20 protein-coding genes, 1 tRNA gene and 1 pseudogene are annotated in these 23,033 nt (G+C 32.7%); 16 read left to right on the plus strand and 6 right to left on the minus strand.

The window, feature by feature from the left end:
- Positions 1-84: 84 nt before the first annotated feature.
- Both NST64_RS00465 and NST64_RS00470 read right to left on the minus strand, forming a co-directional pair.
- Complete coding sequence (locus NST64_RS00465; protein WP_037554240.1) at positions 85-1,596, minus strand: MFS transporter; 1,512 nt, start codon at positions 1,594-1,596, stop codon at positions 85-87.
- Positions 1,597-1,748: 152 nt separating this feature from the next.
- Positions 1,749-1,839 (minus strand) — tRNA-Lys (locus NST64_RS00470).
- A 218-nt stretch (positions 1,840-2,057) separates the two neighbouring features.
- On the opposite strand from NST64_RS00470, the gene NST64_RS00475 reads away from it, so the two are divergent.
- Positions 2,058-2,930, plus strand: coding sequence for a trypsin-like serine peptidase (locus NST64_RS00475; protein ID WP_002449519.1), 873 nt, complete (start codon positions 2,058-2,060; stop codon positions 2,928-2,930).
- Positions 2,931-3,050: 120 nt separating this feature from the next.
- Positions 3,051-3,974, plus strand: a complete 924-nt coding sequence (locus NST64_RS00480; RefSeq protein WP_002454621.1) for a hypothetical protein — start codon at positions 3,051-3,053, stop codon at positions 3,972-3,974.
- Between the two features lie 26 nt (positions 3,975-4,000).
- Here the strand turns inward: NST64_RS00480 and NST64_RS00485 are convergent, their stop codons facing one another.
- Both NST64_RS00485 and NST64_RS00490 read right to left on the minus strand, forming a co-directional pair.
- On the minus strand, positions 4,001-4,876 hold the full coding sequence (locus NST64_RS00485; protein WP_107632441.1) for a helix-turn-helix transcriptional regulator: 876 nt from the start codon (positions 4,874-4,876) through the stop codon (positions 4,001-4,003).
- Positions 4,877-4,994: 118 nt separating this feature from the next.
- Positions 4,995-5,849, minus strand: coding sequence for an oxidoreductase (locus NST64_RS00490; RefSeq protein WP_002454623.1), 855 nt, complete (start codon positions 5,847-5,849; stop codon positions 4,995-4,997).
- 82 nt (positions 5,850-5,931) lie between these two features.
- Here NST64_RS00490 and panB point away from each other — a divergent pair, with 82 nt between their 5' ends.
- From panB to NST64_RS00510, 4 genes are all read left to right on the plus strand, one after another.
- Positions 5,932-6,759, plus strand: a complete 828-nt coding sequence (gene panB / locus NST64_RS00495; RefSeq protein WP_002449348.1) for a 3-methyl-2-oxobutanoate hydroxymethyltransferase — start codon at positions 5,932-5,934, stop codon at positions 6,757-6,759.
- Positions 6,743-7,594: a pantoate--beta-alanine ligase gene (panC, locus tag NST64_RS00500; protein ID WP_107632442.1), complete on the plus strand. Its 852-nt coding sequence runs from the start codon at positions 6,743-6,745 to the stop codon at positions 7,592-7,594. Before panB ends, panC begins: the two co-directional genes overlap by 17 nt.
- Before the next feature lie 5 nt (positions 7,595-7,599).
- The gene (gene panD / locus NST64_RS00505) at positions 7,600-7,983 is read left to right on the plus strand and encodes an aspartate 1-decarboxylase (protein WP_002449536.1); all 384 of its coding nucleotides are present in this window, start codon (positions 7,600-7,602) and stop codon (positions 7,981-7,983) included.
- Between the two features lie 134 nt (positions 7,984-8,117).
- On the plus strand, positions 8,118-9,569 hold the full coding sequence (locus NST64_RS00510; protein ID WP_107632443.1) for a SulP family inorganic anion transporter: 1,452 nt from the start codon (positions 8,118-8,120) through the stop codon (positions 9,567-9,569).
- A gap of 50 nt (positions 9,570-9,619) precedes the next feature.
- Here NST64_RS00510 and NST64_RS00515 read toward each other — a convergent pair whose 3' ends face one another.
- Entirely contained in the window at positions 9,620-10,300 is a 681-nt protein-coding gene (locus NST64_RS00515; RefSeq protein WP_002449285.1) for a M15 family metallopeptidase, read from the minus strand.
- 204 nt (positions 10,301-10,504) lie between these two features.
- Between NST64_RS00515 and NST64_RS00520 the strand changes: the two genes are divergently transcribed.
- The 10 genes and pseudogenes from NST64_RS00520 to NST64_RS00565 all read left to right on the plus strand — a co-directional run bounded on the left by NST64_RS00520 (position 10,505) and on the right by NST64_RS00565 (position 21,857).
- Positions 10,505-11,380 (plus strand): hypothetical protein, encoded by an 876-nt coding sequence (locus NST64_RS00520; RefSeq protein WP_002454627.1) that lies wholly within the window; start codon positions 10,505-10,507, stop codon positions 11,378-11,380.
- A gap of 52 nt (positions 11,381-11,432) precedes the next feature.
- Positions 11,433-11,948 (plus strand): annotated as a pseudogene (locus tag NST64_RS00525) (ArsB/NhaD family transporter); the annotation flags it as partial.
- 304 nt (positions 11,949-12,252) lie between these two features.
- The gene (locus tag NST64_RS00530; RefSeq protein ID WP_049431629.1) at positions 12,253-13,647 is read left to right on the plus strand and encodes a YfcC family protein; all 1,395 of its coding nucleotides are present in this window, start codon (positions 12,253-12,255) and stop codon (positions 13,645-13,647) included.
- Positions 13,648-13,948: 301 nt separating this feature from the next.
- Complete coding sequence (locus tag NST64_RS00535; RefSeq protein ID WP_107632444.1) at positions 13,949-14,728, plus strand: (S)-acetoin forming diacetyl reductase; 780 nt, start codon at positions 13,949-13,951, stop codon at positions 14,726-14,728.
- Positions 14,729-15,154: 426 nt separating this feature from the next.
- Positions 15,155-15,394 (plus strand): hypothetical protein, encoded by a 240-nt coding sequence (locus NST64_RS00540; RefSeq protein ID WP_107632440.1) that lies wholly within the window; start codon positions 15,155-15,157, stop codon positions 15,392-15,394.
- 151 nt (positions 15,395-15,545) lie between these two features.
- The gene (locus tag NST64_RS00545; protein WP_107632439.1) at positions 15,546-16,889 is read left to right on the plus strand and encodes a glucose transporter GlcP; all 1,344 of its coding nucleotides are present in this window, start codon (positions 15,546-15,548) and stop codon (positions 16,887-16,889) included.
- Between the two features lie 100 nt (positions 16,890-16,989).
- Positions 16,990-18,693, plus strand: a complete 1,704-nt coding sequence (locus NST64_RS00550; protein ID WP_107632438.1) for an ABC-ATPase domain-containing protein — start codon at positions 16,990-16,992, stop codon at positions 18,691-18,693.
- A 369-nt stretch (positions 18,694-19,062) separates the two neighbouring features.
- Positions 19,063-19,503 carry a MarR family winged helix-turn-helix transcriptional regulator gene (locus NST64_RS00555; RefSeq protein ID WP_107632437.1) on the plus strand — a complete coding sequence of 147 codons (441 nt, stop codon included), beginning with the start codon at positions 19,063-19,065 and terminating at the stop codon, positions 19,501-19,503.
- 17 nt (positions 19,504-19,520) lie between these two features.
- On the plus strand, positions 19,521-20,864 hold the full coding sequence (locus tag NST64_RS00560) for a dihydrolipoyl dehydrogenase family protein (protein ID WP_107632436.1): 1,344 nt from the start codon (positions 19,521-19,523) through the stop codon (positions 20,862-20,864).
- A 135-nt stretch (positions 20,865-20,999) separates the two neighbouring features.
- A complete protein-coding gene (locus NST64_RS00565; protein ID WP_049417483.1) occupies positions 21,000-21,857 on the plus strand; it encodes an ABC transporter substrate-binding protein in 858 nt (285 codons plus the stop codon).
- A 76-nt stretch (positions 21,858-21,933) separates the two neighbouring features.
- On the opposite strand, the gene NST64_RS00570 is transcribed toward NST64_RS00565, so the two are convergent.
- The gene (locus NST64_RS00570; RefSeq protein ID WP_340731011.1) at positions 21,934-22,929 is read right to left on the minus strand and encodes a YeiH family protein; all 996 of its coding nucleotides are present in this window, start codon (positions 22,927-22,929) and stop codon (positions 21,934-21,936) included.
- Between the last annotated feature and the right edge of the window lie 104 nt (positions 22,930-23,033).

Consider the following 23,033-nt stretch of genomic DNA (forward strand, 5'->3'; position numbering starts at 1 on the left):
AAGGATATATGAACTTGAAATGTGTAATAACATCGTAAACTAAGAAGCGAAACCCTAATAAAGTAAACTGTTCCTTAAAAATCATTACTTGTGTATATTCAAATGTAACTCGGGGTTTTTAGGCGAACGAGGTGGTGTAATACGTCTCCCTTTTCCAAGAGACATTTGGATAATCGATGATACTAACATAATCGAATTGAAAATAATCATTAGTAGAAATACTTTATGATCAGCATCAATAGCAATATCTTTTATACGCTTAATATAAATTGAAGTGTTTGTAATATTTTCTGTATAAACAGATTGTGTTCCTTTTTGAATATTATATTTAATCAGATAGGCAATCACTGGAACAAGAAATGCTGCCGCGTAGTTACGTATTGTGTGCATCGTTTGAGAACGCTGACCAGCTTGAAGTAAATCGCCATCTAATAATGTTGCCATAGCACCACTTACAAGTGTCATACTTGCACCAAAACCAAGTAGGAAACCTTGAATATAAAGTAAATGAATATTTACAATATCATGTAAAATCATCCAATGAACACTGACATAAAGTAATGCTGATGAGCCTAATGTGCCTAAAACACCAGCTCCCACTGCACTATAGATAAACATTTTAATAAATCCTGTCACAATGACACCTATGAAAAAGAATAAATAAAAATGTAAAGATATAGTGAAAGGTAATTTTAAGATTCTAATTATATACACATTAATTCCTGCAATACCACATAATAAGGCTAAATGTGAAGATATAGCCATTGTTGCACCAACAAATGGTTTCTTTGTTAATAACGTTTTAAAGTGAACAAATGGATGTTTTGCTTCGTGATTAAAAACTACAAAATTTACAATGAATAAAATTGCTATAATTAGGATAGGCCAGACCCAGAGAGACCCGTACCCTTTTTGTGTAAGCATCCCCATCGGTAGCGTAAGAGCAATCGTACTAAGAACTAATGAAATAATCATAGGACGACTAATATGAATAGGTTCAGAATGTTGATATTCTTCTTTTGTTAAGAATATTGAACCTAAAATAAGACATAAGATAGCTGAAATAATATTAATAATAAAGATCCAATGCCAACGATCTAATTCTAAAGATAGACTACCTGATAGACCTCCCAATGCATTTGCGCCAAATAAACCTACAATAACCATTAATAAGAATACATTGCGGTATTGTCTAGGGAAGTTGAGAAAGAGTTTTGGTAAAAGTGTGAAGAATAAGACGCCGGTACTTAAACTTTGTAAACCTTTAGCAATAGATAAAATAATTAGGTCGAAAGAAAAAAGCCCGATAATCGAGCCGATTAAAAATAGAGTTACAAAGAATAAAAAATTACGTCTAAACCCGAATTTGTGTGTCAATGTATGTCCAAGTGGCACGCCAAGTGCAAAGGCAAAGTTAGCAATCACAGAAGGTATAATGAGATATTGAGAACCTATACTAAATGATGTTTGTAAAATACCTTGATTTAAACTATAAGCCAAATTTGAAAAATATTGTGAACCAATGCCGAAGATAGTTAGTATGCCAAGTATTGATATTTCTAGCATTTTTCCTTTTTTAGATGACCAAAAGTCCATTTTTTTCACTCCGATATATGAATATGGTGTATCGTCATTTCGCAACTTAACTATTATACTCCTGTAAATGGGAAAAATAAATAAGAGTGTCTTATATATAAAATATAAAATAAAAAGAAACCTAAGAATTTAATCTTAGGTTTCTTAGATAGCGGAGGGAGAAGGATTTGAACCAACGCGAGCTAAAAGCTCCTACTAACCATAAAATGGTTAGCCTCTTAAGCCAGGCTTGAGTATCCCTCCATGATTTTACTTTAATACTATACTATATATTTTGAAGTTTGTAAAGAAAAATATTTTCTATGTAAATACTTTATAAATGTAAATTAAAGTTAAAAATAAATTGTTTTATAAAAAAGACGCATACTGTCCTTTGTTTGTTTTATAATATTGATGTACATATTTTATTTTAAACATAAAACAAATTCATTTCTAAATGGAAGAAAGCAGGGGACAAATTAATGTTAAAATCTAAATTTGGTAAATCATTAGTAGCGAGTGTCATTATTGGTGCCAGTGTACTCGGATATTCCGCCCAACATCAAGAGGCTAAAGCTGTAGAAACCAACTATTATTATGACGGTATACAAAGAGGCTCATATCAAGCCTATTTAAAAGCGAAAAAAATTAGTAACAGCAGTATTTCAATTCAACGCTATCCAAATGCCTCGCAAAATAATTTAAAGGCGATTGGTCGTGTATCTAATTTAAATGGCTGGAAAAAAGGCTCTCGCGATGCATCTGTAAGAAAACAAGATTCTATGGGAACAGGAACAGTGATTGGGGCTCATACATTTGTAACAAATGCACACGTGATCGATGATCAATATGGTCGTGCAGCGGCTCCGAAATATATTAAATTTCAAATGAATCGTGATGGAAGTCGTATGCCATATGTTTTCCAAGCAACAGAAGTGATTAAAGTACCACAATATGATATTGCAGTGGTTCACACAAAACAAAATATGTCTAAATATGTGAAACCAGTTAAAATTGCAACGGATTCAGAGATTAAACAATTGAAATTCAATTCGCCACTTTATTCATTAGGATATCCATGGCAATATAACGACAACACAAAAGCCTATTTTAATAAACTTCGTGTAACTCAATTTTCAACAAATGGTACCGAGATTCAAACGAAAGATATTTTTAGATCAGGCGCTTCAGGCTCACCAATGTTAAATAGTACATTTACAAAAATGTATGGCTTAAGAACATATGGATATAACTTAATGGGTGGTTCAACGGATGCTTATGCTAAACAAGAAATGTCTGGTGGCGAATCATTTAAAGGATATGCTGGTCGTTTCGTACGTCAACATATTAAGTAATTGATATAAAAAAGTACATGCTTTAGATAATGAAGTGTGTACTTTTTCATAACGACATACAGAGTCTGTTTAATATTGTCAGTTGAATATATATTTTTTATTTTAAAAGGAGCGAAATAAATGAAGAAACATTACTTAGCTATCGGCGCAATAACGGCGACAACTTTACTTGCAGGTTGTGATTTAGGAGATATGATTGGGCTCAATAATTCTAGTGAAAAATCAGAACATACTACATCACAAAGTAACCAACCATCAAATAAAAACACTTCAGATAATCATAAAAATAATACCCAACAAGATAGTAATAAAAGTTCAAATGATAGCAATCAACGAGAGAATAAAACAAATAGTAATATCGACAACTTATCTCAAGCTGAAAAAGTAGCGTTGGCTTTAAATGATCCTTCAGTGTCAGACTATGCTATTACTGCAAATGAATTAAGAAATCATTCATATTTTGCGAATTATAACGGTGGCGGCGAACAAAAAAGTATAGATACGTATCAATTAGAAGCATTAGACAATGGAGTAGAGGGTGCACCAAGTAATATGAAATTCTATGCTACTCAGCCTGCTAAAGGCTCATTTTCTACGCTTATTGGAGTAGGAGGCGATAGGGTTACAATTATCGCAACCCAAAGTCCAGGCACATACAGTCAATTTGTAAATTCACAAACAGGTCATGAATTAGATCTCCATACCTTACTTGAGAAATACGGTGAGAATTCTAATTATAAGGAGATTGTGAATCAAATCGTTTTTACTAATGGAAAAACATATACTGATTCAAACAATACAACTAGTGAATCATCTTCATCTACTGAAAAAGTAACACGTGCAAATGTCATTGATAAGGTAGAAGATTATGAAGGTCATCAATTAGATACTGATACGTACACATATAAAGAACCAGAACAAGATGAAAACGGAGATTGGGGCTTCTCAATTTTAGATAAAAATGGAGATTTAGTTGGCTCATATATCGTTACTTCTGACGGTGTAGTAACAAAATATGATGAACATGGAGATCCAATTGATTAATAAAAAGCAACAGCTGATTTTAATGGTCAGCTGTTGTTTTCTGTGTAAGTACGTTTAATTTCATCTAAACGCTCAATAAAACTATCGATATATGATTCTGGAGCAATAATTTTTGCTAGAGGGGCAAGTTGATAAGCAATATAATAAGCATCAAATCGCGTGCAATTTACCCATGCCAAAATGGTGTCTTCATTACGGGAAACAATCTCTTTAATTGAAAATTGTTGTTTAAATTGATTCCAAATGGTTGTACTCATTTCAAATAATACTGCATTATTCGCGAAGTCTTTAGAAAATTTTGTATCTAGAACGTGTAAGGATGATATCGATTTCAAAGAAACAGCATGTATTTTATGTTGAAATTCGTAAGTAAACCAATAATCATAATGCATATACAAAATAGATAATGGTTTAATAGTTATTTTGTTATGATCTACTTCAATACGCACTCTATGTTTATTGACGATGGCTTTTTGAAGATCCATTAATAGTTTTCCAGGAAGTAAATCATCACGTACTTTGAATTGATGTAACATCGTCATCAAAATATGTTTATCTTCTATTCTGACAGACGACAGCGCATTTAAGAAAAATTTGTAAATATCGTAATGAAGAATAGGTGTGAGACTTTGTAACTTAATGAGTAAACTTAGTACACCAAGACTTTGTTTGTTCGTAGTATCATGTGTGAGTTCATAACCGCCTAATTGATAATTATAGACGATTTTAGTATGATTGCTTCTCCAAAAATGACTTTCATAAAAAAATGTATTAATTGTATTAATATCACGTTGAATAGATTTTTTGCTGACATTTGTAAACCGATCTAAGTCTTCTTGAGTGACAACATGACCATTTAATAATAATGTCAACATATTAAGTATACGTGTTGCTTTATCCAAAGATATATCTCCCTTTTATTAAAGTGAAAAAGTTTTTAAAAATAATTATATAGCTTGTAATAGAGTTTGTTACTATATAATTTGACAAAATATTAATAGTTAAACATTGATTTTAACATTAATATTGAATGGATAAAGAATGGTGAGACCGTAATAATGCGTAAACTGTATCTAACGATGGGGTAGAAAGATGATGTGTTCTAGCCTTACGATAAATAAAACCTTGAATTGCTTCTACTTCAAGGGGCTGATGATTCATAACATCATAATACATACTTGTCCCCATATGATCTGGATAACCAGCATAGATATGCATAATATCTGCAACAATCGTGTTAGGCAATGTAATACCTTCTGCCATAGCGACTTGTTTTCCTTCTTCTAATAAGCGCGTGCATAATTGATAGACTTCCGAAATTTTTAAAATTTGTGCAGTATTGCCACCTAATGCAGTCATCGAATTAATACCAAGATTGACAAGTAATTTATACCAAATCGTTGTTTCTATGTGATCTTCTAATATAAGTTCTATTTTAGTATGTTCTAAATAGCGTTTAAGTTGTTCAGTCCGACGATCATGCTGAATATGCAAACGGTAATCTCTGAAATGGATCACTTCATCGTCTTTTTTCTGCCCACTAATATAGACCACAGCTTGGTAGACATATTTAAATGGTAAAGTTGAACGTAAACCATATCCATTTTGAGCTAAGATAATAGTTGTCTCATCATGAGTAAGACGGTTTAAGTCTGGAACTAAAGATTCAAGTTGATGCGTTTTGACTGCCACGATAATCACATCGAAGGGGTCAGCCATAGACTTAATGTCTTTAACCATGACATGTTGATTTGCAGGTTGAAAGTGAATGGACTTATTTGTTCTTCCAAGTAATGTAATATGAGGTAATACTTGTTGTAATTCGTAGGCAATCGTTGTACCTACAGCGCCTGGTCCAATAATCGCAATACGCATTTATAACTTTCCTTTCTTTAAAATATTACATATAATTATACGTGATGTTATTGAGATAATGTTATAGGAGATCGATAAAATAATGAAAAATTTGTCAAAACTTATGGAAATGAAGCAAAATGGTACAAAAATTTCAATGGTTACAGCATACGATTATCCCAGTGCAAAACAAGCGCAACAAGCCAATATTGATATGATTCTGGTTGGTGATTCGCTAGGAATGACAGTTTTAGGTTATGATACAACCACTCAAGTTACTTTAGATGATATGATTCATCATGGTAAAGCTGTTCGTCGAGGCGCCGATGATACATTTATCGTTGTAGACTTACCTATCGGAGCGGTAGGCGTAAGTGCGGAACATGATTTAAATCATGCGATAACGTTATATCAACAAACCAATGCGAATGCATTAAAAGCAGAAGGTGCCCATTTAACTGACTTCATTAAAAAATCGACACAAATTGGTATTCCAATTGTTGCACATCTTGGTTTAATGCCACAAAGTGTCGGTGTTATGGGTTACAAGTTACAAGGTGGTACAAAAGACGCAGCAGAACAACTTATTCGCGATGCACATGCCGTTCAAGAAGCGGGTGCAGTGGCTTTAGTATTAGAAGCTATTCCAAGTGACTTAGCTGGATTAATTAGTAAACAATTAGACATTCCAGTTATTGGTATTGGAGCAGGCAAAGATACAGACGGACAAGTATTGGTGTATCACGATATGTTGAATTATGGTGTAGAACGCTATGCTAAATTCGTAAAACAGTTTGCAGATTTATCTGTAGGTATTGATGGTATGAAGCAATATGATAAAGAAGTGAAAGCGGGAGCATTTCCTGCAGAAGCACATACGTATAAGAAAAAAGTATTAGATGAGGTTAATAAAAATGACACAAGTAATTAATACTGTAAAAGAAATGCAAACAATCGCACAACACATAAAAGCGTCTGGTCAATCAATAGGTTTCATTCCAACAATGGGTGCGCTTCATGAAGGACATTTAAGTATGATGCGACGTTCAGTTGAAGAAAATGATGTGACAGTCATTAGTGTATTTGTAAACCCATTACAATTTGGACCTAATGAAGATTATGATGCATATCCCCGCCAAATTGATAAGGATGTTTCTTTAGTTAAAGCTATTCATGTCGATTATGTATTTCATCCTTCCGCTCAAGAGATGTATCCAGATGAATTAGGCATCACATTAAAGGTGGGACGTCTAGGGGAAGTCTTAGAAGGGCCACAACGTCCGGGACATTTTGATGGTGTCGTTACAGTAGTTAATAAATTATTTAATATCGTAAGTCCTAATAAAGCTTATTTTGGTAAAAAAGATGCACAACAATTAGCAATTATTGAGAAAATGGTAAACGATTTTAATCATCCTATTGAAATTGTCGGCGTCGATATAGTACGTGAAGACGATGGGCTTGCGCGTAGTTCTCGTAATGTGTATTTGACTGATGAAGAGCGTAAAGAAGCGGTTTATCTAAGTAAAAGTCTAAAATTAGCCAAAGACATGTATGCAGAAGGTGAACGTCGAAGTCATATACTTGTAGGTGCAATAAAAACATACTTACAAGAACATACAAGCGGTCATATCGACGAAGTCGCAATTTATAGTTATCCTGAACTTGAAGTTGTTAATGAAATAAATGGGCAAATTTTTATCGCTTTAGCTGTGAAATTTTCTAAAGCACGTTTAATAGATAATATTATTTTAGGGAGTAAATAGAGAAAATGATTAGAACAATGATGAATAGTAAAATTCATAGAGCACGTGTCACAGAATCCAATTTAAATTATGTAGGAAGTATTACGATCGATGCCGATATTTTAGATGCGGTTGATATTCTTCCAAATGAAAAGGTTGCTATTGTAAACAATAATAATGGAGCACGTTTCGAAACATATGTGATTGCGGGTGAACGTGGTAGTGGGAAAATTTGTCTCAATGGTGCTGCATCTCGCTTAGTAGAAGTAGATGATATTGTTATTATTATGACTTATGTACAGTTGGACGAACGTGAATTAATCGATCATGCACCTAAAGTAGCGATTATGAACGAAAATAATGAAATAATTCAAATGATTCATGAAAAAGAAAATACAATAATTAAGTAATTAAGTGAGCGTGCAGTCTTAAAGAGATTATTTTGGAAAGACTAGCACGCTTTTTATATAAATTTTCTTAAACCCTAAAAATAGATTGTCATTCCTGTTATAATAGGCGCTATGTTAAAAAAGGAGCGTTGATTATGACAGAAACATTAAAAGACGAATGGTTAAAAAATCCTGGTAAAAATATAATGGCAGGTATTGTTGTTGCTTTAGCACTAATTCCAGAAGCTATCGCGTTTTCAATTATTGCCGGTGTAGATCCTATGGTAGGATTATATGCTGCTTTCATTATTGCTACCGTTACAGCGATTGTTGGCGGACGGCCTGCTATGATTTCAGGTGCGACAGCAGCAGTTGCACTGGTTGTAACACCGCTAGTCAAGGATTATGGGGTGCAATATTTATTTGCAGCAACCATTTTAATGGGATTGATTCAGTTATTACTTGGTATTTTAAAAGTAGGACGATTGTTAAAATTTATTCCACGCTCAGTAATGATTGGATTTGTGAATGCATTAGGTATTATGATTTTTTTATCTCAAGTTGAACATATTTTTGGTATTTCTATTGATACTTATATCTATGTCACGATTACATTATTAATTGTATTTATCTTACCTAAATTCTTTACTATAGTCCCAGCGCCACTTATTGCGATTGTCGTTTTAACTATACTTTATCTAACCATGGGTGCTAATATTCATACAGTAGGCGACTTAGGTACCATTAAACAAGCTTTACCACACTTTACTATTCCTCACGTACCTTTTAATCTAGAAACATTAAAAATTATCTTCCCTTATTCGTTATCTATGGCGATAGTGGGACTCGTTGAATCTCTGTTGACAGCTAAGATTGTAGACGATTATACAAATACCTATAGTAACAAAAATAGAGAGGCTCGTGGACAAGGTATTGCCAATATAATTACAGCTTTATTTGGTGGAATGGGCGGTTGTGCCATGATAGGGCAGTCAGGGATTAACGTAAGATCAGGTGCGAATAGTCGCTTATCAACTTTAACAGCGGGATTATTTTTAATTTTCATGATTATGGTGCTTGGTCATATAGTGATACAAATACCTATGCCAGTGTTAGCAGGTATTATGGTTATGGTTTCTGTAGGAACTATTGATTGGGGTTCATTTAAATATATTAAACATGCACCCAAAACAGATGTGTTTGTAATGATTTTAACAGTGGTTATTGTATTATTTACACACAATTTAGCACTGGGTGTTGTTATAGGAATTGTATTTAGCGCATTGTTCTTTGCGACTAAAATCTCGAATATTAAAGTAGAGACAAGAAAAGAAAATAATCAATATTTTATTGTTTTTAAAGGACCCATCTTTTTTGTGTCAATTGATACTATGATGACCCAAATCGACTTTAATGTTCAACGTGAAACAATTCAATTAGATTTTAGTGACGCGCATATTTGGGATGACTCGGCTGTAGATGCTATTGAAACAATCGTGCGTAAACTTGAAGATAAGCATAATGAAGTATATGTTAAAAATTTAAATAAAGATAGTCGGAAAGTGGTTTCCGAGTTAAGTCAATTAAAAGAAAACCAACTTATTTAAAAAGAAGAGTCCGGGACATAAATCCTGGACTCTTCTTTTTTTGCAATTTATTATTTTAATCCTACATATTCTTCTAATGTTTTACCAGATTGATATACTTTGGTTGCAGTATCTTTTCCTAAATAACGTAAATGCCATGGTTCGTATTGATAACCAGTAATTTTTTCTTTTCCTTTAGGATATCTCACAATAAAGCCGTATTTATGTGCGTTTTTCGCAATCCATTGACCTTCTTTTGTTTTTCCGAAACTTGCATATAAGTTTTTATCTGAATTAACGCCACCGATGTCAAATGTAAGACCTGTTTGATGTTCTGAGTAGCCAGGACGTGCGCTATACTTATCTGCAGCTTTTTTACCATCACGTGCAACGTAGCGATTGTATAGTTGTACTTGAGTAGGATAACTTCTGTAACCACTCATTTTGTATAATTGAATGCCATCTTTTTGTGCAGCACTAAATAATTGTTGTAAAGCTTGTTGGGCTTTTGGATCTTCACCAGGATTATAATTTGAAGGAAGACCGATATCTTTGTTTACAATTAAGACACCATCGACATACGTACGACCGTTTTTAATGACTTTTGTATGTCTTTGTTGATTGTCATCACTTTTATTAGGTTGAGATGTTTGTTTAGTATTATTTTCATTTTTACCATTATTATCATTACTATGTGAGCAAGCTGAAAGTAATAAAGCGCTTGTTATTAAGATTGCAGAGAATTTTTTCATGCTTAAACTCCTTTAAATTTTAATTGCTATAAACAATAATGAAACATTGTACACAGTGTAACATAGTTTTTTAATTATATAAGACACAACTTTTATGAAAAAGTGGTATTTTAACAAAATTTATATTTATCTTCCCCTTCAAATAATGTATAAATAATGTATAGTATATTAATAAAATGAGAAGAATGTATGAGGGGCCAATAGATGAAAAAAATTTTATTTTTGGGTAGTATCATGATGATGTTATTAGCTGCTTGTAGTACGCATGAATCTTCAAAAGAAGATCATAAATCAAAATCAAATCAAAATAACGTTCAAAAAGCTAAAAAGAACGAATCAGATAAAAAAGATGAAACGTCATCGACCAATACGTCTAAATTATCCACGAAAGAACGATTAGCATTAGCATTCTGTATTGATGGTGTCGATCAATATACATTGACTAAAAATGAAATTCTAACTGGAATTTATGAATATAGATTACCTACGGGCAAACATAATTATAAATTAGTTGATTTTACATTAGTTAAAATGAAACAACCAGTAAAACATGCACCAAAACATATGCAGTTCTTTACGGTTTATCCAGATAAAAGTACCTATCAAGCGCTAATTGGAGTTAATAAAGATACAGTTTATGTAGGACGTATGCAAAAAGGTACATTGGATTATAACGATTTACTTGATAAAGGAAAAGAAGCTAGTTTAGAAGAAGTATATAAACATAATAAAGATAATAAAGCTTTACCAGAACTTATAAGTAAAATGCATATTTCAAACGCGTTACCTGATAGTGCTAATGATAAAGGGAATCCGTTAGCTTCAAATGATTTAGAAAAATCTGGTAGTGTCAATACACGTTATCGTAACGAAGTGTATCAATTAATTTCTGATTTTGATGAAGTAGAATTAAAAAAATCAGGTTATTTATGGGATGATGTGAAAATGACAGATCATAATGGGAATTGGATTGTGAATTATCGTAACAAAAAAGGTGAAATTCTAGGCACTTATAGAACAAAACATGGAAAGATTCAAAAGTTAGATGAAAAAGGTAACATTGTAAAAGAAGAAAAATAAATTATCGTTTAATAAAACGTTGTGAGAGGATTAAATTAAATCTTGTCATAACGTTTTTCTTATTTTAGCAGTACAATCAAACGCTGTATCAGTTAGAAAAGTGATTAAAGGAGCACCATGGAATATTGTGATTTTTTCAATTGGTATGTATTTAGTGGTCTTTGGATTGAAGAACGTTGGTATTATAAGTATGTTAGGACAGATATTTTCAGCAATATCCAATCATGGACTGTGTACAAATATCATGATTGTAGGTTTCATCTCGGCTATATTATCTTATATGATGAATAATTTATCGACCGTGCTCATTGATGCGATTGTTATTCGTCAATCACAAGCAGCGCATATACTTAAAGAAGATATGATTTATGCTAATGTGATTGGATCTGATTTAGGCCCTAAGATTACACCTATTGGTTCTTTAGCAACACTATTATGGCTTTATGTCTTATCACAAAAGGCAATTAAAATATCGTGGGGCATTTATTTTAAAACAGGTATTGTCATAATGGTTCCAGTCTTATTTATGACTTTATTAGTATTATATATTACATTACAGCTCTTATAAAAAAGCCAAAAATCAAAAGATTTATGGCTTTTAATCATTTAAGTGACGATAAAATATAATATCACCGCGATAACTTTTTCTGAATAAGGCATTGACGATCAATATCTAGCATGATATTCGTAGGGATATCATGAAGTATGTCATGTTTAATAGTAAATATTGCATAGTCTTCTTTGAAATAACAGTAAGTGATGTCATTTAATAAATTGTTATAAAAATTGTAATCTTATCATTTACTTATAAATAAGGTATGATAATAAATATATTTTATATTCAAAGTTCATATAAAAAAGGATGGGATACTATGGAACAAAAGAAAGAAGGGAAATTTAAATTAAAGACGCCACATACTTATGCAATATTAATGTTTATTATTCTAGTTGCTTGGCTTATGACATATATTATTCCAGCAGGAGAATATGTTAGAGAAAAGAAAAATGGACAAACATTAGTGGTGTCAGGTACATATCACACTATTTCGTCAGAACACATTAATTTTTTAAATATTTTTAGAGCAATTCCAGAAGGACTTATAAGTGGAGGCGAAATTGTATTTTATGTATTTTTAGTAGGTGGTGCATTTGGGATTGTGCATAAGACAGGTGCATTTGAAAATGGCGTCAATAAAGCTATGAGAACATTAGGAAGAGCGAATTTTTTAATGATTCCTTTAACTATGACGGCTTTTTCAATTTTAGGTTTTACGATTGGTTTGGCAGAAGAAACGATTATTTTTGTTCCAATTGGTATTATTATTGCACGAACATTAGGATATGATGCATTGACAGGAGCAGCTATGGTGATTTTAGGGGCCGCGAGTGGGTTTAGTGGAGGAATGTTAAATCCATTTACAGTAGGGGTTGCTCAAACTGTTGCGGAACTTCCGATGTTCTCTGGTTGGGGGCTTCGTACCATCATATATCTCCTTATACTAGCAACTGCTATTACAACTGTCATGGTCTATGCAAATAAAGTCAAACAAGATAAGACGAAGAGTATTGTATATCATTTAGAACAAGAAGAAGGACTTATTCAACAAGATATTGAATATCAACACTTTAGTAAAAAACAAGCAGGTAGTTTAATCATTATTATGGCCACAATAATATTTAATGTTTTTGGTATTTTTAAATTCGGATGGGGCTTTAATGAAATGAGTGCCAATTTTTTACTTGCAGGTATTTTAGCTGGATTTGTAGGTGGGCTTGGTTTTAATGGAACATTTGATGCCTTAGTTGAAGGAATGCAAAATATTCTATTTGGCGCGATGATTGTTGGATTTGCAAAAGGAATTATCGTTTTATTAGAGAATGGAAAAATTATTGATACTATTGTTCATGGAATGACGACGTTACTAACAGATGTACCCTCGTCTTTAGTCATTATCGCAATGTTCATATTGCAATTTATGCTTAACTTTTTTATCCCATCAGGATCAGGTCAAGCTTTAACGACTATGCCATTGATGGTGCCTATTTCAGATTTACTTCACATTAATCGACAATTGACAGTGCTTGCCTTCCAATATGGTGATGCAATCAGTAATATTCTATTTCCTACATCAGCAATTTTAATGGGAGCCCTAGCTGTAGGTAAAATTTCTTATACGGAATGGGTAAAGTTTGTATGGAAACCTATATTAATATGGATAATGATATGTAGCGTTGCTATGTCTATTGCTTTAGCTATAGGTTATTAAGGAAAATATACACCTAAGGTAGACTAACGTTTGTCTGAAGGTATTGAGAAGGACGTCTTAAAAAGATATAAAAGTAAAGGTATTAAATAATGTCTCCCTTTAGGAGACTTGTTTTAATCATTAAAGATAGTTTATAGCCTTAGTAAATAAAATATATAAATTGTTCTTTTGTGCTACTATTTATGGAATAAAGGAGTAAAGTTAAAACTTTGTTCAAAAGTTCACAAACTTTTCATGGTATTTTTCATACAAAGTGCTAACATAATAATTGAAAGTTATATTACTTTAAGAGGTGTAGTAAATGGGCAATTCTAAAAAAGTAGCACTTGTTACAGGTGCGGCACAAGGTATTGGTTTCAAAATAGCAGAACGTTTATTTAATGACGGTTTTAACGTTGCTATTGTCGATTTTAATGAAGAAGGCGCAAAAAAAGCTGCTGAAGCACTTTCAAAAGAAGGTCAAGAAGCAGTCGCATTTAGAGCTGACGTATCTGACCGTGAAAATGTTTTCGATGTGACACGTAAAGTTGTAGAACATTTTGGAGAGTTAAATGTAATCGTAAATAATGCTGGTTTAGGACCAACAACGCCTATCCATACAGTCACACCTGAACAATTTAATCAAGTTATCGGAGTAAATGTTGGAGGCGTATTCTGGGGCATTCAAGCGGCTTTAGAACAATTTGAAAAATTAGGTCATGGCGGTAAAATTATAAACGCAACATCTCAAGCAGGTGTTGAAGGTAATGCGGGATTATCGTTATACAGTAGTACGAAATTCGCAGTTCGTGGATTAACTCAAGTTGCTGCGCGTGATTTAGCTGACAAAGATATTACAGTAAATGCATTTGCACCAGGTATCGTTGAAACACCTATGATGGAAGGTATTGCTAAAAAATTAGCCGAAGAAAATAATCAACCAGAAGAATGGGGTTGGAAACAATTCACTGATCAAATCACATTAAAACGTTTATCTAAACCAGAAGATGTAGCTAATGTGGTTGGTTTCTTAGCTAGTAGTGATTCTGATTATATTACTGGTCAAACTATTATTGTCGACGGTGGCATGAGATTCCACTAATTTAAGCAAATTATTATTTTTAAAACTGATATGCACCCTAAAAGTTGGACTTAAAATCTAACTTTTGGGGTGCATTTTTATATTCTTTTAGAAGACATATCTGTATATGATGAAATATTTAACCTTATTGATGTTCATAATATATCAATAATAAATGGATCCATCTAAATTATATAACTCATTAAAAATGAGTATTTAGTAAAAAATAATTAAAAGACAATGAACGTTTTAATTTTGATTGTTTATGCATCTTATACATCATACTTCTTAACTTTGTTTTAAAAAATATTTAGAGATTCAATCAAAATTAAAAATACTCTTATTTAGATAGGATATTTTATATTTAAAAAAATAATGATATATAGTAAATTTAAATGTAAATATAGTATATAATATGATTCATATCTTACAGAAAGGAAGACATCAATGAGATTAAACAATATGAATATAGTTTCTGGTATCTTATGTGTATTATCATTTCTACTTGCAGTTTCGATTACATTTACAGATATGTTTTGGTATTTACCTGGCTTTTTTGTCATGCTATTGTCAGTGGTTTCAAGTGTTGTAGGTCTAATGAGTGGCAACAAAGTATTTAATAGTATCACGTTATTTTTAACAATTATTTTCTTTCTTATTTTTTCAAGTCCATTATTACTTGCTTAGAAAAGAAAACGATTTTATATCATACTAATATGAACGGCAATCTTTGCAGCTATAATGTGAAGATTGCTTTTTTAAATTAAATTAAAAAACATTGAAACGCTTTCAATTAATACGTATAATATTTACTAGTTTGAAAAAGGAAGGATAGTATATGAAAGTAAATAAATATTTGATTTTTATTTTGGGTGCTTTAGGAGGTTTGCTTTACGGTTATGATAACGGTATTATTTCCGGCGCATTACTTTATATTCCTAAGGACATTCCTTTAAATAATGGTGCGATGGAAGGGTTAGTTGTGTCATCAATGCTTTTCGGAGCGATTGTAGGTGCAGGTGGCAGTGGACCTTTATCAGATAGAATTGGTCGTCGTCGCTTAGTACTATTTATCGCATTGGTATTTATTGTTGGATCACTTGTTTTAGCACTTTCAACAAATATTGTTATGCTTATTATTGGTCGTGCCATTGTTGGACTTGCCGTAGGGGGTTCAATGTCAACAGTACCTGTATATCTTACTGAAATGGCACCTACAGAACTACGTGGATCTTTAGGTTCACTTAACCAATTAATGATTACAATTGGTATTTTAGCTGCATACTTAGTGAACTATGCCTTTGCAGATATGGGCGCTTGGCGCTGGATGTTAGGTTTAGCTGTAGTTCCTTCATTAATTTTATTAATTGGTGTAGCATTTATGCCTGAAAGTCCACGTTGGCTTCTTGAAAATAGAAGTGAAAAAGCAGCGCGTGACGTAATGAAAATTACATATAATCCAGATGCAATTGATGCTGAAATTAAAGAAATGAAAGAAATAGCTTCTCAATCAGAATCAACATTCTCAGTAATCAAATCACCTTGGTTACGTCCGACGCTTATTATTGGGTGTATCTTTGCGATTTTTCAACAATTTATCGGAATCAACGCAGTTATTTTCTATGCCCCAACGATTTTTACTAAAGCAGGTCTAGGTGGCTCTGCTTCAATTATCGGTACAGTCGGTATTGGTGTGGTAAACGTATTAGTAACGATTTTGGCATTATTTATTGTTGACCGTGTCGATCGTAAAAAACTCCTCGTTATAGGAAATATCGGAATGATTGCTTCATTGGTTATTATGGCGATGCTTATTTGGTCAATCGGTATTCAATCATCAGCCTGGGTCATTATTATTTGTTTATCATTATTTATCGTGTTCTTTGGAATTTCATGGGGTCCAGTTTTATGGGTCATGTTACCTGAATTATTCCCAACGCGTGCAAGAGGAGCAGCAACAGGTATTGCAGCATTAGTATTAAACTTTGGTACGTTAATCGTTGCACAATTATTCCCAATTTTAAATCATAATTTAGATACAGAATGGGTATTCTTAATTTTTGCTGCTATTGGCATACTAGCGATGTTCTTTGTGATTAAGTATCTTCCAGAAACACGGGGTCGCAGTTTAGCTGAAATTGAACATGAGTTACGATTACGTACAGGTGTTAAATCTGAATAACGTATGTATATCGCTACTTCAATGATTTGGAGTAGTGATTTTTTATTTTTTAAAAAAAGGGTAAACATAAAAAAGCAATGCTATGAACGGAGGAATTAAGATGAAACAGTCAAAAGATTTAGAACGATTACTTAAATCTTTAGACGGACAAAAATATGGCGCTTATAAACGAACGAAAGGGATATATCAATTTGATCAATTCCGTCTAGCTATAGATCATGTCCAAGTCGATCCTTTTGCGCCACCTTCAAAAATGCGTGTCATTATTGGGAAACATGAGACTGAAATTCCTAATGAATTATTAGACACTAAAGATAAACGTATAGCGACTTCAGACTTTTTAACTCGAACAGTGGATACCCAGTTAAAACATTTCAATCGTACAGTGAAAGGCTCTGGTAAAAATGGGAAGATCTTTATTGATCATCCAGGACAAGAGATACTCGAACGTACATCTGTAGTGATTAATAATAAAGAGATTGAAATACGTATTGAAGTTGGACTACCAGCAGCTGGACGTAAGATTCTAGGAAAAGCAGCATCACATACGATAATACATGGCATTCCTCAAATGGTAGAAAAAGCGATACGATACGAAAATTTAAATCAACAAGCATTGAACGAACAAGTCGCATTAAAACTAGACCAGACTTATATGAGACAACAACTTGAAACAGAGCACTTAGTCGCATTTGTGGCAAATGGTTCAATTTTACCAAGAAAAAGTGGTGTGTCAGACGCTCCAATGAAAGGTGCCATTCAATTCACAAGTCCTAAGAAATTTGAACATACATTCAATCTTCCAAGTGGCCGGGCAGTCACAGGGATGGCTATTCCACAAGGAATTACACTTATTGTCGGTGGAGGTTACCATGGTAAATCGACACTATTAGAAGCGCTTGAGCGTAGTGTATATGATCACATTCAACATGACGGTCGAGAATTTGTGGTGACTCAACATGATGCGATGAAAATACGTGCTGAGGATGGTCGAAACGTTGAAAATGTCGATATTAGTCCATTTATTGATAATCTGCCAGGAAAGAAAGATACGACACACTTTTCTACAGAAAACGCAAGTGGTAGTACATCTCAAGCCACAAATGTAATCGAAGCTTTAGAAGCAGAAAGTTCATTATTATTAGTCGATGAAGATACATCAGCTACTAATTTTATGATTCGTGATGGTCGTATGCAACAACTGATTGCTCCTGAAAAAGAGCCCATTACTCCATTTTCTAATAAAGTAAAATCATTATATGAAGATTATAGTGTTTCTACTATTCTTATTGTGGGCGGTTCAGGAGATTATTTTGATGTTGCTGACCAAGTGTTAATGATGGATGAATATCATTTAAAAGACGTAACAGAAGAAGCAAAAGAAATTGCGAATACTGACGGCTATAAGCGAGAAATTGACGGTGATCAGTCATTCGGAATGCTATCTCACCGCATACCGTTAACGGATTCTTTCTCTAAAAAAGGAAAAGAAAAACGTTTTAAAGCAAAAGGATTACATTCTATTATGTATGGTCATAAGCCTATTAACCTAACAGGATTAGAACAACTTGTGGATGATAGTCAGACAAACGCTATTACGGTGATGTTAGATTACTTTAGACGTCATGGCATCAATAATCAGAATTCCATAATTCAAGCCACAAATGAGATGTATCACTTAATTGACCATGAAGGGTTAGAAGCGCTCTCTCATTTTAATGGACATCCAGGACATCTTGCCTTACCACGTAAACAAGAATTTATCGGTACCTTAAATCGATATAGAGGATTGAAAGTGAAATAAAAAGAGCAGATATTATCTTTTTTAGTAGGCGGGTAGTCTTATTTTTAAAAAATTAAAAGTCTGCTTAATAGTGAAGCATCTGAATTAATAACGGAAGAATACGGGAAACTACGAAAAGAAGATTAAAGAAATAAATATTTATCGATTGGACATATGTAAATCATAGACTCACTTTTCTTTTTATTAAAGGAAAGTGAGTCTTTTCTAATTAAAATAGCAAAAGTATTAGGGAGTGAAACAACAAATTTAAAATAAATTCTATCCCGCACCTTCAACATTTTAGAAATGTTTGGATATTTATCATTTGATTAATCGTGCGCGATTGTTTATACTAAAATAAATCTTGCACGATTGAAAAGAGGTGTTGTATTGGACAAGAACGAGATGACTTTAGCGAATCAATTATGTTTTTCTGCATATAATGTGAGTCGCTTATTTGCTCAATTTTATGAACAACAACTAAAGCCATTTGGATTAACCTATTCACAATATTTAGTGTTACTGGCTTTATGGGAAGAAGATAAACGGACATTACACGACATTGGTAAGCAACTTGATTTATCAAGTAATACGTTGACACCACTTTTAAAAAGATTAGAACAATCAGGATGGGTCATAAGAGAACGTTCTGAAACTGATAAACGTCAACTGATGGTGACACTTACTGAAAAAGCACATCAACAACAAGAAGCAGTTTTTGAAGCGGTATCCGAATGTTTACCTTCAAATTTTGATAAAACGAAATATAACCAAGCAAAAGACGTATTAGAACAATTAGAACATGGTTTGAAACAACTCAATAAAAAATAAAGAAGAGGATGAGTTAAATGAAAACATACGACGTTACATTTATTGGTAGTGGACATGCAGCTTGGCACGCAGCTTTAACATTAAAACATGCAGGTAAAGAAGTAGCAATTATCGAAAAAGAGCGTATTGCGGGAACATGCACAAACTGGGGCTGTAATGCTAAAATCTTACTTGAAAATCCATTTGAAGTGTTAGAAGAAGCAACACACTATCCTGGTATTGTTGAATCACAAAATCTTAAAGTAAATTGGTCAAACTTAATGGATTATAAACATAAAGTGATTGATCCAATGGCTGGTCAGTTAAAATCATTATTTGAACAACAAGGTATTGATGTATATGATGGTACAGGTGTAATTAAAAATGAACATACAGTTGAAGTAAATGGTGAATCTATTGAAACTGAAAATATCGTCGTTGCGACAGGTCAACATAGCAATCAATTACCTATTGAAGGTAAAGAATATACACATGATAGCCGTGACTTCTTATCGATGGAAGACACACCAAAAAGTATCACATTCATTGGTGGCGGAATTATCAGTATCGAATTTGCATCTATCATGATTAAAACTGGCGCTGACGTTCATGTGGTTCATAATACAGATGAGATTTTACCAGGATTTAACCGTAATCATGTAGATAAATTAGTTAAAAAATTAGAAGATGAAGGCGTTAAATTCTATCTAAATGAAAATACAGCTGCAGTTAAAAAAGAAGGAGACGCGTTTACACTAACAACTGAATCTGGATTATCAATCAATACAGAATATGTACTTGATGCAACAGGAAGAGTTCCAAATGTTGAAGGTATTGGATTAGAAAATGTCGGTATCAATTATAGTAAAAAAGGTATTGAAGTAGATGAGTACTTAAGAACAAATGTTAAAAATATTTACGCAAGCGGTGACGTTTTAGATAAAACGATTCCTAAATTAACGCCAACTGCGACGTTTGAATCAAACTACATTGCTGCACATATTTTAGGTATGGTACAAGATGAAATTAAATATCCAGCTATTCCTTCGGTACTTTATTCGCTTCCACGTTTATCACAAATTGGTGTAACTGTAGAAGAAGCAAAAGAAAATGATCAATATACAGTAAAACATGTGCCATTCGGTAAACAAATGGTATTCGAATATAAGAATGAAACAGAAGCTGAAATGTATATTGTACTAGATGAACATAAACACTTAGTAGGTGCTGAAATCTATGCAGATGCTGCCAATGATTTAGTAAACTTACTTGTATTTATTATTAATCAACATATGACAGCGGAAGATTTAAATCAACTTATCTTTGCATTCCCAGGTGCTTCAACAGGCGTAATCGATTTATTAAGATTAAACATGCTATAGGTAATAATAAAACGGTTAGTTCTTGTAACTAATCGTTTTTATTACGGAAGAATGAAATGTTTAAATTTCTCTAAAATGTAAATAACTATATTGTATGAAAAATGAAATGTCATCTCATTTGGAGGGATTTATATTATGGTTAAAGAATTTGAATCAAATGGTGTTAACGTAGAAATACCAGATGAATTAGAATCAGTTGTTGCGTTAGAATATTCTTTTGTAGAAGCATTAGCTAAATTAGAATTGAACGTCACAGGTATTGCTGATGACAAAGATAAAAATAACTTAGAAGATTCTATTAAACGATTAGTAGGTAACTACACATCTGTTGGTTCACGTTTGGAGCCTGATACAGAATTAATTAAAAAAGCAGAACCACAATTAATCCTAGCAGATAAAACAAGACATGAATCAATATTTGAAAAATTAAATACGGCAGCACCAACAGTATTATTAGAAAGTTTTGATGCTAACTATGACCAAAGTATTGAAACATTTAAACAAATTGCAGAACTCGTATCTAAAGAAGATAAAGGCCGTGAACTTGTTGTTCAACACAATGAAAAAGTTGAAGACTTAAGCAAAGATATTAAACTTGATAAAGACGTATCAACTATTGCTGCTGTACCAACACATGATGGCTTATATGTTCATGCATCACATTCATATGTTGGACAATTCTTGCAAAAAGTTGGTTTTAATGGTTCTATTCCTGAAGATATGGAGAACCACCTACCTGAATATATGGGTGCAGATTACTTAAAAGTAGATACAGACCGATTTGCAAGCTTCAATCCAGAACGTATATTGATTATGGTAGATGAAGATAACAAAGCAGATTATGAAAAATTAAAAGAATCAGAAGCGTGGTCAAATATTGAAGCAGTTAGAAATGATCGTGTACACGATGTAAACCGTGAACGTTGGGCAAAATACAGAGGCTTAATCGCATCAGAATTAATCTTAGAAGATTTAACAAACATTGAAGAATAATGATTAAAAAAGCGTGCATTTCAAAATGGTGAAATGCATGCTTTTTATTTTAAATATAATCATATAACATGTTCACTTATTTAAACATTATAGAAGTAACTAAGAGAGTTATTCCAGACAGACAAATTGAAGTTATACATATCACTATGAAAGGTTTAAGTGCCTTTGAAATAACTTTTTTTAAAACGATATTCAATCCTAGAGCAACCATCGCCATTAACATACATACCGTTGTAATAACATTTATAATATTCATAAGTAATGAAGGAATAGGAACAAATGTATTGATACAAGCCATTATGATAAATCCAATGAGAAAGTAAGGAATATCGATTTTTTTTTGTACTTGACTTGAGTGTGACTTATAACGCATATACAAAATTAAGACAATGCTTAATGGAATAAGTAAAAACACACGGCCTAATTTTCCAAGTAAAGCAAATGTCATTGCCTCTGGCCCGCCAATATCTGCTGCTAAGACGACATGAGCGATTTCATGTAGACTGATACCTGTCCAAGCGCCATAAGTTATAGTAGGTATGTTAAAAATAGCCTCGATAGCTGTATAAATAAGTGCAAATATAGTTCCAACTAGTGCAATAATACCTACACTTATTGCAGTGTCTTTTTCTTTAGATTTTAAGATTGGTGCTGTAGCTGCAATAGCTGCAGCTCCACATACTCCTGTACCAATACCAAGTAGTATAGAGATATCTTGATTTCCTTTAATAATTTGATTCAAAATTAAAGTTAAACTTATTGAAAAGATAATTACGATAATATCAATAAGTAGTAATTTCCAGCCTTTACCTAGAATATCTCCCATATTTAATTTTAACCCATATAAGATAATCGCAAATTTTAATAAACGTTTCGATGCGAACGTAATACCTGGACGAATGTGTTCTGGATATCCCATCACTTGGCGATATAGCATCGCAAAAATAATAGCAATAGCTAATGCCCCAATCGTATGTAAAATAGGAAATTCAGCTAATATATAACTGATCATTGCGATCATAAATGTAAACATAATACCTTTCATAAATGAAGGCTGCGTGATTGATTTCATAGTACTTTCACCTCGATATGAAATCTTAGCACGTTATTGTTATAACGTTAAATAAATAATAAGTATAGTATATATATCAAAAATGTTATATTAGACTTAAAGGA

This window comes from Staphylococcus sp. FSL W8-1268 (assembly GCF_038003965.1).
GTDB classification, from domain to species: Bacteria; Bacillota; Bacilli; order Staphylococcales; family Staphylococcaceae; genus Staphylococcus; species Staphylococcus hominis.